The following is a 14,295-nucleotide window of genomic DNA, read 5'->3' as shown; positions in this document are numbered from 1 at the left end:
TCGGGCCGCCGGTCCCGCCCGGGTCCGTCCTCCTCCGCCGCTGCCAAGACTCACACCACCTAACGGCCGGGCCAGCACGGCTGGGAGATCAACCGCTCCCACTCCTCGTCAGGATGCCCCGGAAGAGTGCGCCCGGCCTCCCGCCAGCGCTTGACGAGGGTGAGGTAGATCGTGGCGTGGTCGGCGACGGCCCCCGCCGGGTGGGCGGCCGGGTGCGGGGCCCCGTACGCCGATCCGTACGCGGACCCGTACGGGGCCCGGTGCGCGGACGCCGCCGCGGATCCGGCCGGGGCGCGGGCGGGGTCGTACCCGCCGGTCCTGGCCGCCGCCGGCTGTTCCCCGCGGCTGGCGGGGATCCGCACCCAGCCACGGCCCTGTGCTCGCTCCGCGCTCATCGCCGACCTCTCTCACCCGCAGTTCCGTCACTCACCGCAGATACGTCCTCGGGTGTCCGGCGGCGGCGCGGCGGGGCGCGATCGGTCTCGCACCCGGCGACCGGCCCCCGGCGCCGAGGCGCTTTCGGACTCCTCTCACCAGTCTCCCCGCCGTGAAGCCCGCACCGTGCACGAATCGCATGGAAGGGCCGAATGAGGGAGCCGTCAGCAGCCCCGCGAAGAACAGCCCGGGCCACGAGGACTCGAAACCCGGACCGAGCTCCGGCGTCCCGGTCTCCCCCACCGTCGCCAGCGCGGCCCGCAGCCGCGCGTCGAGCAGCTCCAGCCGGGCCAGGTCCGGGGCGAAGCCGGTGGCGGCGATGACGTGCGCGGTGTCCAGGACCACCGATTGCCCGGACCGGGTGGTCAGCCCGAGCCTGGTCCGCCCGCCCGCGGCCACCGCCCGGTGCAGTTCGTGCCCGAGCATCACGGGCACCCGCCGCTCGAAGCGCTCCCGCAGCCACCAGGCACCGGCCGGGCCGAGCGCGGTCGCCGTGATCCGCTCCCTGGTCGGCGCGGGCAGCCGGCGCACCGCCCACGGCAGCTCCGACCACACCCAGCTGCGCCAGCCGGTGCCGAGCCCGCTGTGCGGCTCGCGCAGCGCGCGCAGCGGGGGCCGGTCCAAGGGCTGCGGCACGGTGTTCCAGTTCAGCCGGGTGCGCCGGGCGACCAGGCACGGCCGGGCCCCCTGCTCGGCGAGCAGGGCCGCGGTCTCCAGCGCCGCCTGCCCGGCCCCGATCACGGCGACCTCCTGGCCTGCGAAGCGGGCCAGGTCCCGGTGGCCGCTGCTGTGCGAGCAGTGGCCGGGCGGGAGCTCCCGCAGGGCCGGGGGGAGGTGGACGAACGGCATCACGCCGACCGCGAGGGCCACCGTACGGGCGAGCAGCGGCGGTCCCTCGGCGGTGCGGACGCGGAAGCCGCCGCCCTGCGGGGTCACCTCCGTGACGGTCATCTCCTCCACCTCCGGCGCGGCGTGCCGGGCGAACCACATCCCGTACTCGCTGAACGTGCCGATGGGCAGCGGAGTGCCGTGTTCCGCGGGCAGTCCGCGGGTGGCGCAGTAGTCGGCCAGGGTGTGCCGGCCGTCCGGCGCGGACAGGTTGGAGGACCAGGGCTCCGACTTCAGGTACATCCCGTCGGGCATGTGGTCGCGCCAGGAGGCCATGGGCCGCCCGAGCAGCCGTACGCCGAGCCCCGCGCCGGCCGCGTGGGCGGCGATCGACAGCCCGTACGGGCCCGCGCCGACCACCACGAGATCGTCCATCCGCGTCAAAGCCGCTCCTCCTCTTCGCTGGGCGCCGGACCGGTCAACGGGCCACCAGTCCGTCCGGCTCCGCCGACGCCCCCGGCGGGGCGGGGCGGGAGAGCACCGGCGGCACCGGCCGCTCCCGGCCCCGCTGGCGCGGAGCCCGGACGGCCGCGAGGGCGGTGCGGCGGCCCTGGGCCGGGGCGTCGCGCAACGCCCGCGCCCCCTTCCCGGCGCCCCGCCCCAGGAACGCGGCGAGCATCGCCAGGAACGGCCACAGGTCGTCGGCCGCGAACCAGGCCGTCTCGACCCGGGCCCGCCGCGCCCTCGCGGGCGGGGCCGGATCCGCGGCGGACGCCGCCGGGCCCGGATGGGCCGACCGGGCGGCCACGGGTGGGGACTCCGCCGGGGCGCGGCCGCCGCGCGGTCCCCGGAGCCGCGCGGCCGCGGCCCCGGCGGGCGGCCGCGCCCGGCCACCGGCCGCCCGGTCCGCCGTCGGCGCGTCGGCAGGACCGGCCTGCGAGCAGCGCGGCGGAAGCGACCCGCCCCGGAGCACCGCCAGCAGGGCGTAGTTCTCCGCGACGAACACCCGGCCCGTACCGCCCGCCGGCTCCGGTACCCGCTGGGCCGTCAGGTCCAGGTACATCGCCTGTACGACGTCCAGCCCGGCCTCGTCGGCGAACAGCCGGAACTGCGCGCCCGGGCGCGGGTTGAAGTCCACGATCCGCAGGACGCCCCGCTCGTCCCGGCGGAAGTCCAGGTCCAGGATCCCCTGGTAGCCGAGCCGTTCGGCGAGCCGCAGCCCCGCCTCCTCCACCGCCGGATCCGGCAGCCAGCGGCCGACCGCCGTCAGCCCCGTCCGCACCGGCCAGGACAGCTCCTTGCGGCCCGACCCGGCGAGCAGCGGGCGCCCGCCGCGGGCGAAGGCTCCGTGGAAGAACCAGTCGGTGTCCGGCCCGGCCGGCAGGAACCGCTGGAGCAGCAGCGCGCTCCCCGCCTCGGCGGACCGCTCGTACAGCCGGACCGCCTCCGCGACGGTGTGCACGAGCGTGGTGCTCCGCAGCCCCCCGTCCCCGGCGGGCAGCAGCCACGGCCTGCTCCACTTGGCCACCAGCGGCAGGCCCAGCCCCCATGCGGCCCGCGCCGCCTCGGCCGCGCTGCTCGGGACCACCGTCTCCGGGTGCGGGACGTCCCACCGCGCGCAGAGCCTCGCCAACTCGGCCTTGTCCGCGACCCGGGCGGGCAGGTCGTCGGGCTGATGGGGGATCCGGAACCGGCCGCCCAGCATCGGCGCGACCCGCGCCACGGCGATCGCGCTCAGGTCGTCCATGGCGATGAGCACCGCCGGCCGCCCGATCCGCTCCGACACCCCGGTCAGGCACTCCAGCAGCGCCTCCGGCGCCTCCGGGTCCAGCCCGCCGGCGGGCCCCGGGTGCACGGCGCGCAGATACCGCGAACGCACCATGGGACCTCCCCCGGCCTCGACGACGGCATGGACCTCCACGCCCTTGCGGCCAAGGGATCTGACGGCGCCGAGGGTTCCGTGGTGGAACGGATTCCGGTCGAGTCTGAGCACAACAGCGGGCACATGGCTGGCGAACGCGTGCATGGCAACGGTGTCTTTCACCTAGTCGGACCAAGCGGGGGGCAGTACGCAGATGCGAATGGCCTAGGAGGCCGTCACCGAACAGGCCATTCGTCAGATGTGATGCCTAACGTCTTTGACAAGCACACCGATTCGGGAAAGCCCGGGAGACGCCATGCGCAGACCACGCCGCCGACTGGCGACCACCTGTATCGGTACGGTCGCGGCCGGACTGCTCGTCACCGGCGCCGCCCTCTCGGCGCCCGGGAAGGACTGGTCCGGCCACACCGACATCGCCATGGGCGCCTATCTCGACTACGGGCCGCCCGGGGTGGCCCGGATCCCGTACCTGTCCAACTGGCTGGGGGGCAAGGAGATCCGGGTGGGCCACACCTACCTGCCCGGCGACCAGTGGGCCGGTATCGAGGGCAACGTCTCCTTCCTGGCCGACTGGGCGGCGTGGCGCCTGGCCCGGCCCGGGCGGATGTTCGTGCTCAACGTGCCCATGCAGGAGCGCAACGAGGACCGGGTGCCCGACTCCGAGGTGGCGCAGCTGATCCGGCAGGGCGCCCGCGGCGACCACGACCGCCACTTCCGCCGGCTCGCCGAGCGGCTGGTGTCGCTGGGCGTCCCGGACACGGTGATCGTGCTCGGCTGGGAGATGAACGGCGTCACGTACACGCACCGCTGCGCACCCGACCCGGAGAACTGGAAGGCGTACTGGAGGCGCGTCGTCAACGCGATGCGGTCCGTCCCCGGCCAGCGGTTCAAGTTCGATTTCGCACCCAACAGGGGCCCGGACGCGATCGGCTGGACCCGCTGCTACCCCGGCGACGACGTGGTCGACGTCCTCGGAATGGATTCGTACGACCAGGCTCCCGGCCGGACCTTCGACGACCAGGTCACCCAGCCGTACGGGCTCCAGCACCATGTCGACTTCGCAGAAGCACACGGCAAGCGGATCTCCTACCCGGAGTGGGGGCTGTTCCGGCACGGGGACAATCCGGAGTACGTGCGGCGCATGCTGCAGTGGATCGAGCAGCACAAACCGCTCTACCACACCATCACCGACTACTGCCCGCACGGCGTGTGGCAGTGCAAGCAGAACCCCGAGTCGTCGAAGGCCTTCCGCGAGGCCCTGACCCCGGAGAAGGCCGGCCCGGTGATCCCGACCCCGGTCGTCCCGACGCCGGTGATCCCGACCCCGGTGATCCCCACCCCGGTCGTGCCCACGCCCGTCGTCCCGACGCCGCAGATCCCGACGCCGCAGGTCCCCACACCTCAGATCCCGACGCCGCAGATCCCGACTCCGGAGCCCACGGCCCCGGTCAGCCCGAGCCCGCTCGTCCCGGCACCCGAGCCCACGCCCGAGCCCACCCCGGAGCCCACGCCCGAGCCCACGCCGAGCCCGCTCGTCCCCGTCCCGGAGCCCACGCTCCCGGTGAGCCCGAGCCCGCTCGTCCCGGCACCCGAGGTCACGCCGAGCCCGGCCCCGTCGCCCGTAGCGCCGAGCCCGCTCGTGCCGAAGCCGGAGCCCACGCCGGCCAAGCCGACGGCGACGCCCAAGCCCAAGCCCACGCCCACGCCCAAGCCGACGCCCAAGCCCACGCCCAAGCCGGAGACCCCGCCGGCGAACAGCAAGCAGTGGTGCATGCCGCTCAACTTCGGCGAGTGGCTCTCCAAGCTGGTCGGCAGGCAGTCGGTCTGCGTCAAGGTCGACTGGGGCAAGGGCTCCGACTACTGGCCCTTCTAGACCGGTCATCGCACGCGCAGTTCGTTGAGCCGCGCCCGCCAGTCCCTGGCGGCCGGCAGCGCCTCCCGCAGCGCGTCCACCGCCCGCTCGCGCCCCGCCACCTGCGACTCGTGCAGCCGCAGCAGGGGCGCGAGCGCGGTCGTGGCCAGCAGGAACCGCTGGTTGACGACCCGCTCGGGCCGCCAGTGGTTCTTGTACGGCTCGTCGCCGCGCAGGAAGCTCACCACCGGGCGCCCGTCGGCGAGCGCGCGCCCGGCCTCGTGGCGCAGCAGCACCGTCGCCACGTCCACCTTCCGCGCCCGCAGGTCCGGGTCGGCCCCGTAGAGGTAGCCGCCGCTCAGGCCGGCCGACAGCAGCGACAGGTTGGCCGCCACCACCTTCCCGTCCAGCCGGAACTCCGTCAGCCGGCCCTCCCCCGCCCGCACCATCCGCCGGGTGGCCCGGGTCAGGTGCTCGGCGAAGCGCGGCTTCAGGTGCTCCGGGGTCACCCCGCGGCCGCGCCACTGCTTCTCGTGCAGCCGCAGCAAGGTCCGTACGGCACGCGGCACTTCCTGCTCGGTGACCTCGTACTCCTCGATGCCGACCGCGTCGGCCTTGCGCAGCTTGGCCCGCACCCGCTGGGCGCCCGAGGCCGGCATCCGCTTGACCAGCTCGTCGAAGGGCAGCGCGGGCAGTTCCATGCAGGTGGAGTCGGTGAGCCGGGCCCCGGTCCCGGGCCAGTGCTTGTGCAGCTGCTCGACGGCGGCCCCGGGTCGGACCTCGCGCAGGTCGACGACCGCGCCCCGGGCGGCCCGGTGCAGCCCGTGGGCCAGCGCCGGGACGACCTGGTCGGCGTACTCGGCGGCCACGAGCACGTCGAACCAGTCGGTGATGGGACCGCCGAGCGGCACCAGCAGCGGCAGCGGCCGGTGTACGAGCATCAGCGCGGCCGCACCGACCAGTTCCCCGCCGCGCCGCACGAGGACGAGCCGCAGCCGGCCGTCCTTCCCGTACGACAGCCACCAGGAGTGCAGCCAGGCGTGGCTCTGGAAGGGGGTGGCGGTGGGACAGGCGCGGACGAGCCGGTTCCACTGCTCCTCCAGCGCGGCGAACTGCCGGGGGTCCCGGCACAGGGTCACCGACAAGGGCTGCCCCGCAGAGCCCGAGGTCATCGCACGGACTCCTTCTCCTTGGTCTCGGTGTGCTCACCCTGGGCGGGAAGGGAGGCGTACTCCTCGACGACCGGCCGCACCTCGGGCTCTTCGGGGCGTCGTGTCCGGCCGCCGGGCCGGGCGAGCAGCCACAGCCCGCCGAGCAGGCCGCCGGCGCACAGCCCGACCGCTCCGCTGATGGCGGCGGACGGGGAGGCGGGGTCGGTCGGGGCGACGGCCTGGTTGAACAGCAGGAGCTGCACGCCGGTGTTCTTGGCGGCCTGGTTGCTGCTCAGCGAGAGCGCGTCGGCGACGGCGTTCGCGATGTCGGCGGCCTCGGCGGGGCTCTTCGAGGTACCGGTGATGGCGATCATCGGGGACTCGGGGGAGGTCTCGGCCCGCACCTGGGTCCGCAGCTTCCGGGCGCCGATGCCCGCGCGGGGCTGGGCGTAGGCGAGGGTGGAGCTGCTGGTGGCGATGCGGGCGTAGGCCTGCGCGAAGCCGAGGGCGGTGGCGGGCTCGGTGGTGTCGTCGGGGACGGCGACGACGTAGCTGGTGGCGGCGTACTCGGGGGCCTTGAGCACCCCGTACGCCCCGCCCGCGGCCAGCCCCAGTACCGCGCAGGCGGGCAGGGGCCACCAGGCCGGCAGCCGGCGGCGGCTCAGCCTGCGCCGGCCTGAACGGTGTTCGGATTCCTTCGGATCAACGGCCTCGGCCATGTGCGTGTGCTCGCTTCCTGTGTGTCGGGGAGTCGTTTCGGTCCTGCGGGGTCTCGGGGTCCTGATCAGTCGGTGTCGGCCCCGCCTGACCGCCCTGCCGCCGGGGTGCCGGCCGTGCCGGTCCCGGGGTGCGGGAGGGCCGCTGCGCGGAGCTGCTCCCCGCCCCGCCCTTCCTCCGTTTCCCGGGGCTCCGCCCCGAACCCCGCCGGGGACACCTCCAGCCCCGCCGGCGTTTGAGGCGCGGGGTCCGGGGCGGAGCCCCGGGTGGCCCGCGCCGCGAGCGGATCCGGCACCGCCCCCGCGGCCGCGGGTGGGGCGCCCAGGGGGGTGTCCAGGGCCAGGGCGTACACGTCCAGGAGCTGCCGCGCGCTGCGGGCGATGTCGTAGCGCCGGACCACCGGCGGCGGCGGCAGCCGCTTGGCGCCCGCCTCCATGTGCCCGCGCAGGGCCGCGACGAGCTCCTCCGTACCGGTACCGATGCGCCGGGCCCCGGGCGCCTGCGCGGCCGGCAGGTCGTCGATGGCCGGGCAGGTCACGTGGAGCACGGGCAGCCCCGCCGCCAACGCCTCGACCACGGCCAGCCCGAACGCCTCCTCCCGCGAAGGGGAGACGAAGACGTCCATGGCGGCGAGCAGCGCCGGGATCCCCGGCGTGCGCCCGTCCGCGCTGTCGCCGAGCGGGTCCCGCTCCCCCAGCAGGTGGATCCGGCTCTGCGCGCCCAGCTCCGCGGCCAGCCGCCGCAGGGAGGCCCGCTCCGGCCCGTCCCCCGCGAGCAGCAGGTGCGCCGCCGGCAGCGCCGCGACCGCCCGGACCAGTACGTCGAACCGCTTGCCCGGCACCAGCCGCCCGACCCCGCCGACCACGAAGGCCCGCTCGGGCAGCCCGGTCCGGGCCCGGGTCCCGCGCCGCACCCCCTCCTCGAAGCGGAAGCGGACGGCCTCGATCCCGTTCGGGACGACGTGGACCCGCTCGGCCGGCACCCCCCACGCCTCCAGCCGGGCGGCGACGGTGTCGGACACCGCGACCGTCGCCGCGCCGAGCCGCTCACTGGCCAGGTACAGCGCCCGCACCCCGCCCGTCAGCGGCCGCCCCTCGATCTCGCCCTCCCCGAGGGAGTGTTCGGTGGCCACGGCCGCCCCGACGCCCGCGAGGCGCGCCGCGAGGCGCCCGTACACGCAGGCCCGGTAGAGGTGGGTGTGCACGAGGTCGTACCGGCCGCGCCGGATGAACCGCACCAGCTTCGGCAGCGCCCCCAGGTCCCGGTTGCCGTGCATGCCCAGGTGCACGACCCGCACCCCGTCGGCGCGCAGCCCCTCGGCCACCGGCCCGGGGTTGGTCAGCGTCAGGACGTCGCACCGCATCGGCATGTGCCGCAGCAGCAGCCGCAGTTGCTGCTCGGCGCCGCCGACGCCGAGCCCCGTGATGATGTGCAGGGCCTTCACGGCAGGACCACCCGCCGCAGCTCCCGCACCTGGTGCCGCAGCTGCTTCAGGCGCAGCCGCGCGCCCCCGTCGGCCTGGCTCACGTGCGTGCGCGGCAGCGCGTGCGGGCCGGCGAGCCGACCGGGGTCGATGGCGCAGGCGTACGCGTACCCGGCGGCCCGGGTCGCCTCGACGACGCGGGCGTCGAGGTGCCCATACGGGTAGCAGAACCCCTCGGGCAGCGTCCCGGTCAGCTCCCGCAGCAGGTCGCGGCTGCCCCGCAGCTCCTGCTGGAGGACGTCGTCGGCGGCCGCGGTGAGGTCCTGGTGGAGCAGCCCGTGCGAGCCGATCTCCTGCCCGGATTCGGCGACTTCGCGGACGCCCTCGGCGGTGAGCAGGGCCTTGCGCGGCCCCAGCGGGTCCCACACGTTGTCCACGCCGAGCCGCCCGGGCAGCACGAAGAGGGTGGCGGTGCAGTCGTACCGGCGCAGCAGCGGCAGCACCCGCGTCAGGAAGTCGGAGTAGCCGTCGTCGAAGGTCAGCCCGACCAGCCCGGCGCCGCGCCCGGCCGCTCGGGCCCTCAGCAGCTCGCCGACGGACACCCCGCGCAGCCCCCGGGAGCGCAGCCACAGCAGCTGGGCCTCCAGCGCGGCGGGCGTGACGGTGATCCCGTACGGGTCCTCGGCGGGGTCGGTGAACTCGGCGACCGAGTGGTACATGAGGACCCACGGCGAGGCGGTCCGGCGGGGTGGGTCCACCACGGCGGCGGGCGCCGTGTCGGTGTCAGCGGACATTGCGGAACCTCTGCGTGAGCTGGGAGATCTGACCGGGCAGGGCGGTGACTTCGAGGGCGTGTATGGCCATGCCGGTGGCCCCGAACATGGCCGGGACGAGCAGGCAGCCCAGCGCCGCGCTGAGCAGCGGGTCGGGGATCATCGGCCCCGCGATCCAGCCGGTGGCGCAGGCGGCGACGGCGGCGACGCCGAGCCGGCCGATGCTGACGGCGACCCGGCGGACCTGGATGGCGATGATGCGGGAGCCGAGGCCTGTGAGCAGCAGCACCGCGGTCGTGGTGATTCCGGCCGCGTTGGCGGCGGCGATGCCGCAGGTGCCCCACCAGCGGACGGCGAAGGCGCCGGCCACGATGTTGACGAGGAGCCCGGCACCCATCGCGAGCGCCGGGAACCAGGTGGGCCGGGCGGTCGAGAAGAAGGGCCGGGACAGCGCCCCGACGAGGCAGTGGCCGAGGAGCCCGAGCCCGTACACCCGCATCACGGAGGCCGTGGCGAGCGTGTCCTGACGGGTGAAGGCGCCCCGCTCGAACAGCACTTGGATGATCTGCGGCGCGTAGCCGATGACCAGTGCGCTGCCCATCAGCACGGCGAGCGCGGCCAGCGCGAGGTCCCGCTCGACGCGGCGCCGGGCCTTCTCCCGCTCCCCGCCGGCCATGGCCTGGGCGACGACGGGGAAGGTGACGGTGCAGATCATCAGCGACAGCACCATCGGCATCTGCGCGACCTTCTGCGCGTAGTTCAGGTGGGAGATCGCCCCGGGCGGCAGGGACGCCGCGAGGAACCGCTCGACGAGCACCTGGGACTGCCGGAACACGGCGAAGAAGATCACCGGCGCGATGACCCCGAAGGCGAGGAGGGTGGGCCGGTCGCGGTCGCGCTGGCTGCGGGCGGCGCCCTTGGCCCGGGGCGGGCCGAAGCCGACGTTCCTGATGAAGGACGGCAGCTGGACGAGCACCATCAGCAGCCCGCCGACGGCGACCCCGGCGGCGGCGGCGCGGACCCCCCACAGGGCGTGGAGGGCGACCATCGTCCCGATGATGCCGATGTTGTACGAGACGTAGATCGCGGCGGGCGGTACGAAGGAGCGGTGCGCGCGCAGCGCGGCGCTGAAGTACCCGGCGACTCCGAAGGAGAGCACGGTCAGGGCGGTGAGCCGGGTGCACTGGACGGCCAGCCCGGGATCGGGCAGGCCGGGGGCGAGCACGGAGACGACGGCCGGCGCGGCGAGCACGAGCAGGCCCGCGACGAAGGCCAGGAACACCAGCAGCCGCGGCAGGGTCGCCCCCACGAGCAGCCGTACGGGATCCTGCGCGCGGGCCTCGCGGCGGCTGAGCCCGGCCCTGCCGGAGGCCCGCCGGGCCAGGGCGTGGCTGAAGGCGGGCACCATCAGCAGCGCCATGGCGTCCTCGATGAGCAGGGTCGAGGCCATCTCCGGCACGGTCCAGGCGATCAGGAAGGCGTCGCTGTCGTGCCCGGCCCCGAAGAGGTGCGCGATGGTCTGGTCCCGCACCAGCCCGAACACCGCCCCGGCCGCGGTCAGCCCGGCGGTGACGGCGGCGGCCTTGGCCAGGAACCGCCCGAGCGGGGCGCTCCCGCCGGGCGGCGCGGCCGTGGGGGGCGCGGCCGTGGGGGGCTCGCCCGTGCGGCGGGCGCAGCCGAAGCGCCCCCGGGCCCGCACGCGCGCGGCCGGGCCGCCGCTCCCGAGGTCCTGGCCGTCGCCCGGCCCCGGCCCGCTTCGGGCACGCACCGGGCCACCGGCCCGCGCGGCGATCCGCACGCTCCGCGGCCCTGGGTCGCCACCGGCGTACCCGACGGGGCCGTACTCCGGCGGGCCCGCCACGCGCATCGGCCCGGTCCCGGAGGCACGGGCGGTCCCAGTCCCGTACCCGGCCGGCTCCGCCAAGCCGTCGGCCGCCCGCGGCAGCGCCCCGGTCACGAACCCGGGATCCGGCACCGCGGGCACCCGGCCGGCATCCGGCCGCCCCGCGCCCACCGGACCGGAACCCGACCCGGCCGCGCCGTCGGCCGCCCGCGGCAGCCCCCCGGTCACGAACCCGGGGTCCGGGACGGCCGGGACATGGGTGGGGCCCGCTCCGGCCGGGGGGCCGGCGGCGGGCCGCCAAGGCGTCGTGTCCGTCACCGGCCGTCCGTACCCGGCACGGCGCGCGTACCGGCCGGATGGCCCCCGCGCCCGCCCGCGGCAGCAACCGCACCCCCGCGCGAGCGGCCTCCCGAATCCCCGCCCCGCGCACCGGCACCGGACCCCGAACCTCCGCCGGCGGAACCCGCGGCAGCGCGCGAGCGGCCGCCGCCTCGACCGGCGATCCCCCGCACCCCGCCCCATGCACCCGCGCCGGAGCCGGACCCGCCGCCCGCCCCCCGGGAGGGAAGGGCCCACCAGGCCGCCAGGCCGATGATCACGCCGGTCAGGACCGTGGACGGCCCGCCGATGTCCGCGTACAGGAAGTCGGTCAGCTGCCACACGAGCAGCCCGAGCGCGATCAGGCCGCAGTCCCGCACCCCGCCGGCCCCGCCGGCCCCGCCGGAGGCGACCCGGCGCAGGCCCGCCACCACCAGCACCGCCCAGCCCCCCGCCAGCGCGGTCAGGCCGATCAGCCCCTGCTCGCTCAGGACGAGCAGGTACATGTTGTGCGGGGAGAGCAGCGGCTGGCGGACGTACCCCTGGCCCGCGCCCGCGGTGTCGCTGCCGGAGGACAGCGCCAGCGAGGAGTGCCCGTCCCGGTGGGCCGGGAAGCCCTTCAGCCCGACCCCCGCCGCCGGCCGCTCGCGCCACATCGACTCGGCCGCGGCCCACATCGTGTAGCGGTCGGTCACCGACTGGTCGGGCGCGCTCGACACCTGGGTGATCGAGGCCAGCCGCTCGGCGGCCATCTCGGAGCCGACCCCGAGCCCGCCCACCAGGACCACCCCGGCCGCGCCCAGCGCGGCCAGCACCTTCAGGGCCCGCCGGATCCCGGCCAGGACCATGACGAGCAGGGCCGCCGCCGAGGTGGCGATCCACGCGCCCCGGCTGAACGACAGCACCAGCGGCACCACCAGCACCAGCGCGGCGCCCCCGGCGATCCTGCGCACCCGCCCCGGGGACCCCGGCGCCAGCGCCACCGCGGTCGCCACGATCAGCCCGTACGCCACCACCGTGGCCATGCCCATGACGTCACCGGGGCCGAAGGTCCCCACGGCGCGGATGTCCTCGCCCTGGTACGAGGCCCCCGTGTGGGTCGCGTACTGCACGACCCCCACCGCGCCCTGCACCAGCGCCAGCACCACGAAGCACCCGGCGGCCAGCCGGAACTCCCCCGCGTCGCGCACCAGCAGCACCACCGCCGCCGGGACCAGGACGAAGACCTGGAGGTAGCGCACGAAGCCCGGCAGGGCCGCGTACGGGTCCCCCGCCGTCATCGTCGCCACCGCGAGCCCGACCCCCGGCGCCCCGAGCACGAGCACGCCCAGCGGGGTCAGCTCCCGCACCCGGCCCCGCAGCGCCTGGACGGCGCACACGAACACCAGCAGCAGCGAGGCCGCGTCGGCCGGGCCGACCTTCCCGGAGGCGGTCGCGTCCCCCGCCGGGAGCGGGGCGAGGAGGAACAGCACGGTCGCCGCGAGCGGCAGCAGCGGCCAGTGCCGCCGCAGCAGCACCGGCAGACCGGGCCGCCCGCCCGTGAGGGATACGGCGAGGCTCATCAGCTGCCCCCCAGCCGGAAGCGGAAGAAGGAGGCCGCGGTGCGGGCGAGGATCCACAGGTCCTGCCACAGCGACCAGGTGTCGATGTAGTGGTTGTCGAAGCGGGCCCGGTCCTCGATGGACGTGTCCCCGCGCAGGCCGTTGATCTGGGCCAGCCCGGTGATGCCGACCGGCATCCGGTGCCGGGCCTCGTAGCCGGGGTGGACGGTGGAGAACTTGGCCACGAAGAAGGGCCGTTCGGGACGCGGGCCGACCAGGCTCATGTCACCCCGTACGACGTTCCACAGCTGCGGCAGCTCGTCCAGCGAGGACTTGCGCAGGAAGGAGCCGACCGCGCTCATCCTGCGGTCCCCCGCGACCGTCCACCGGGTGGCGGCCTCGTGCGCGTCGGCGCGCAGCGTACGGAACTTCAGCAGGGTGAACGGCCGCCCGTACAGGCCGACCCGCTCCTGCCGGAAGATCACCCCCGGCCCGTCCCCGAGCCGTACGGCGAGCGCGCACGCGGCCATCACGGGCGCGGCGAGGACGAGCGCGACCAGCGCGAGCAGCGCGTCGATGCCCCGCTTCGCCCAGCGCTCCACCGGCCGGGCCGGGCGCGGCAGCAGCGGCTGCACGGCGTACCCCCACAACTGGTCGCCGGGGCAGGCCACCCGCATGCCGGTGACCTTGGCCGTGCCGGCCGGGTCGGCGAGCCAGAGCCGGCAGCCGTGGTCGTGGAACAGCCGGACCAGGGAGGCGGTGCGCTCGTCGGCCTCCGGCGGGCGGGTGAACACCGCGTGCCGCACGGAGTTCTGGATGACCGCGCGCCGCACGTCCTCGTGGGTGGCGAGCACCGGCAGGGCGCCGGCGTCCCCTTCGGCGGCGCCCGCCGGGTCGGCGAGCCCGACCGGCCGCAGCCCGAACTCGGGCCGCCCCTGCAGGGCGGCGGCCACCGCGCCCGCCCCGGCGCCGGGTCCGACGACGAGGGCGGAGGCGGGCCTGCGCACGGCCGTGCGGCGCCGGCACTGGTTGGCGAACCCGCGTCCCGCGCACGTCAGTACGACCTGAAGGCAGACGGCGGCCAGCAGCGCGCTCCAGCCCAGCGCCCGGCCCGGGTCGACGGCGGCCGCGACGGCGGCGGCCGTACACCACACGACGGCGGACCGTCCGGCCAGCGCGGGCAGTTCGCGGAGCGCGGAGGGGGCGAGCCGCGGCCGGTACAGCCCGGCCTGCGCGTGCAGCGCCGCGAGCAGCAGGGGTACGGGAACGAGCGCCCCGGCCGGCAGCGCCGGTGCGGGCAGGGCCGTCACGGTCAGTACGCCGGCCAGCGCGTCGGCGGTGAGCAGCGGGAGCACCTGCCCACGGCGGCGGATCCGCTGCGGGCGCACGGCGGGCCGGGCCCGGTCGGCCTTGGGCCCGCGCGGGGGGTGGATGGCGGTCGCGGCACGGCGTGCCGCTGTATCCGGCGCAGGCGCCAACCCGGGCCCCGTGCCGCCCTGCCCGGTGTGCCGCCGGGCGGGTGCGCTGTCCAT

General features: G+C 76.3%; 10 protein-coding genes and 1 pseudogene. 1 reads left to right on the top strand and 10 read right to left on the bottom strand.

What is annotated here, in order from left to right; genetic code table 11:
- Positions 1–59 precede the first annotated feature (59 nt).
- Genes AB0O21_RS13385 through AB0O21_RS13375 form a run of 3 tightly spaced genes read right to left on the bottom strand, consistent with a single transcriptional unit; the run spans position 60 to position 3,145 of the window.
- Complete coding sequence (locus AB0O21_RS13385; protein WP_365170352.1) at positions 60–395, bottom strand: hypothetical protein; 336 nt, start codon at positions 393–395, stop codon at positions 60–62.
- A gap of 31 nt (positions 396–426) precedes the next feature.
- Entirely contained in the window at positions 427–1,698 is a 1,272-nt protein-coding gene (locus AB0O21_RS13380; RefSeq protein WP_365170349.1) for an NAD(P)-binding domain-containing protein, read from the bottom strand.
- Between the two features lie 43 nt (positions 1,699–1,741).
- On the bottom strand, positions 1,742–3,145 hold the full coding sequence (locus AB0O21_RS13375) for an ATP-grasp domain-containing protein (protein ID WP_365170346.1): 1,404 nt from the start codon (positions 3,143–3,145) through the stop codon (positions 1,742–1,744).
- 418 nt (positions 3,146–3,563) lie between these two features.
- Between AB0O21_RS13375 and AB0O21_RS13370 the strand changes: the two are divergent.
- Positions 3,564–4,397, top strand: a pseudogene (locus AB0O21_RS13370) (glycosyl hydrolase); the annotation flags it as partial.
- Between the two features lie 626 nt (positions 4,398–5,023).
- Here the strand turns inward: AB0O21_RS13370 and AB0O21_RS13365 are convergent.
- From AB0O21_RS13365 to AB0O21_RS13335, 7 genes are all read right to left on the bottom strand, one after another.
- On the bottom strand, positions 5,024–6,169 hold the full coding sequence (locus tag AB0O21_RS13365) for a GNAT family N-acetyltransferase (RefSeq protein ID WP_365170343.1): 1,146 nt from the start codon (positions 6,167–6,169) through the stop codon (positions 5,024–5,026).
- Entirely contained in the window at positions 6,166–6,867 is a 702-nt protein-coding gene (locus tag AB0O21_RS13360) for a lipopolysaccharide biosynthesis protein (protein WP_365170340.1), read from the bottom strand. Before AB0O21_RS13360 ends, AB0O21_RS13365 begins: the two co-directional genes overlap by 4 nt.
- Positions 6,868–6,932: 65 nt before the next feature.
- Entirely contained in the window at positions 6,933–8,309 is a 1,377-nt protein-coding gene (locus tag AB0O21_RS13355; RefSeq protein ID WP_365170337.1) for a glycosyltransferase, read from the bottom strand.
- Positions 8,306–9,082, bottom strand: coding sequence for a polysaccharide deacetylase family protein (locus AB0O21_RS13350; RefSeq protein WP_365170334.1), 777 nt, complete (start codon positions 9,080–9,082; stop codon positions 8,306–8,308). Before AB0O21_RS13350 ends, AB0O21_RS13355 begins: the two co-directional genes overlap by 4 nt.
- Positions 9,072–11,222, bottom strand: a complete 2,151-nt coding sequence (locus AB0O21_RS13345) for a lipid II flippase MurJ (RefSeq protein ID WP_365170331.1) — start codon at positions 11,220–11,222, stop codon at positions 9,072–9,074. Before AB0O21_RS13345 ends, AB0O21_RS13350 begins: the two co-directional genes overlap by 11 nt.
- Entirely contained in the window at positions 11,219–12,784 is a 1,566-nt protein-coding gene (locus AB0O21_RS13340; RefSeq protein WP_365170329.1) for an O-antigen ligase family protein, read from the bottom strand. Before AB0O21_RS13340 ends, AB0O21_RS13345 begins: the two co-directional genes overlap by 4 nt.
- The gene (locus tag AB0O21_RS13335; RefSeq protein ID WP_365170638.1) at positions 12,784–14,295 is read right to left on the bottom strand and encodes an exopolysaccharide biosynthesis polyprenyl glycosylphosphotransferase; all 1,512 of its coding nucleotides are present in this window, start codon (positions 14,293–14,295) and stop codon (positions 12,784–12,786) included. The genes AB0O21_RS13340 and AB0O21_RS13335 overlap by 1 nt, the downstream gene beginning before the upstream one ends.

The sequence above is a fragment of the Streptomyces sp. NPDC091371 genome, assembly GCF_040684275.1.
GTDB lineage: Bacteria > Actinomycetota > Actinomycetes > Streptomycetales > Streptomycetaceae > Streptomyces.
Note: the sequence above shows the minus strand (reverse complement) of the source record. Positions and strands in the feature narration are given on the sequence as shown.

Bases quoted from the DNA above. Each gene is read 5' to 3' on its own strand.
- AB0O21_RS13375 (WP_365170346.1), bottom strand. From the start codon at position 3,145: ATGGTGCGTTCGCGGTATCTGCGCGCCGTGCACCCGGGGCCCGCCGGC.
- AB0O21_RS13340 (WP_365170329.1), bottom strand. From the start codon at position 12,784: ATGAGCCTCGCCGTATCCCTCACGGGCGGGCGGCCCGGTCTGCCGGTG.
- AB0O21_RS13385 (WP_365170352.1), bottom strand. From the start codon at position 395: ATGAGCGCGGAGCGAGCACAGGGCCGTGGCTGGGTGCGGATCCCCGCC.
- AB0O21_RS13365 (WP_365170343.1), bottom strand. From the start codon at position 6,169: ATGACCTCGGGCTCTGCGGGGCAGCCCTTGTCGGTGACCCTGTGCCGG.
- AB0O21_RS13350 (WP_365170334.1), bottom strand. From the start codon at position 9,082: ATGTCCGCTGACACCGACACGGCGCCCGCCGCCGTGGTGGACCCACCC.
- AB0O21_RS13380 (WP_365170349.1), bottom strand. From the start codon at position 1,698: ATGGACGATCTCGTGGTGGTCGGCGCGGGCCCGTACGGGCTGTCGATC.
- AB0O21_RS13360 (WP_365170340.1), bottom strand. From the start codon at position 6,867: ATGGCCGAGGCCGTTGATCCGAAGGAATCCGAACACCGTTCAGGCCGG.
- AB0O21_RS13335 (WP_365170638.1), bottom strand. From the start codon at position 14,295: ATGGACAGCGCACCCGCCCGGCGGCACACCGGGCAGGGCGGCACGGGG.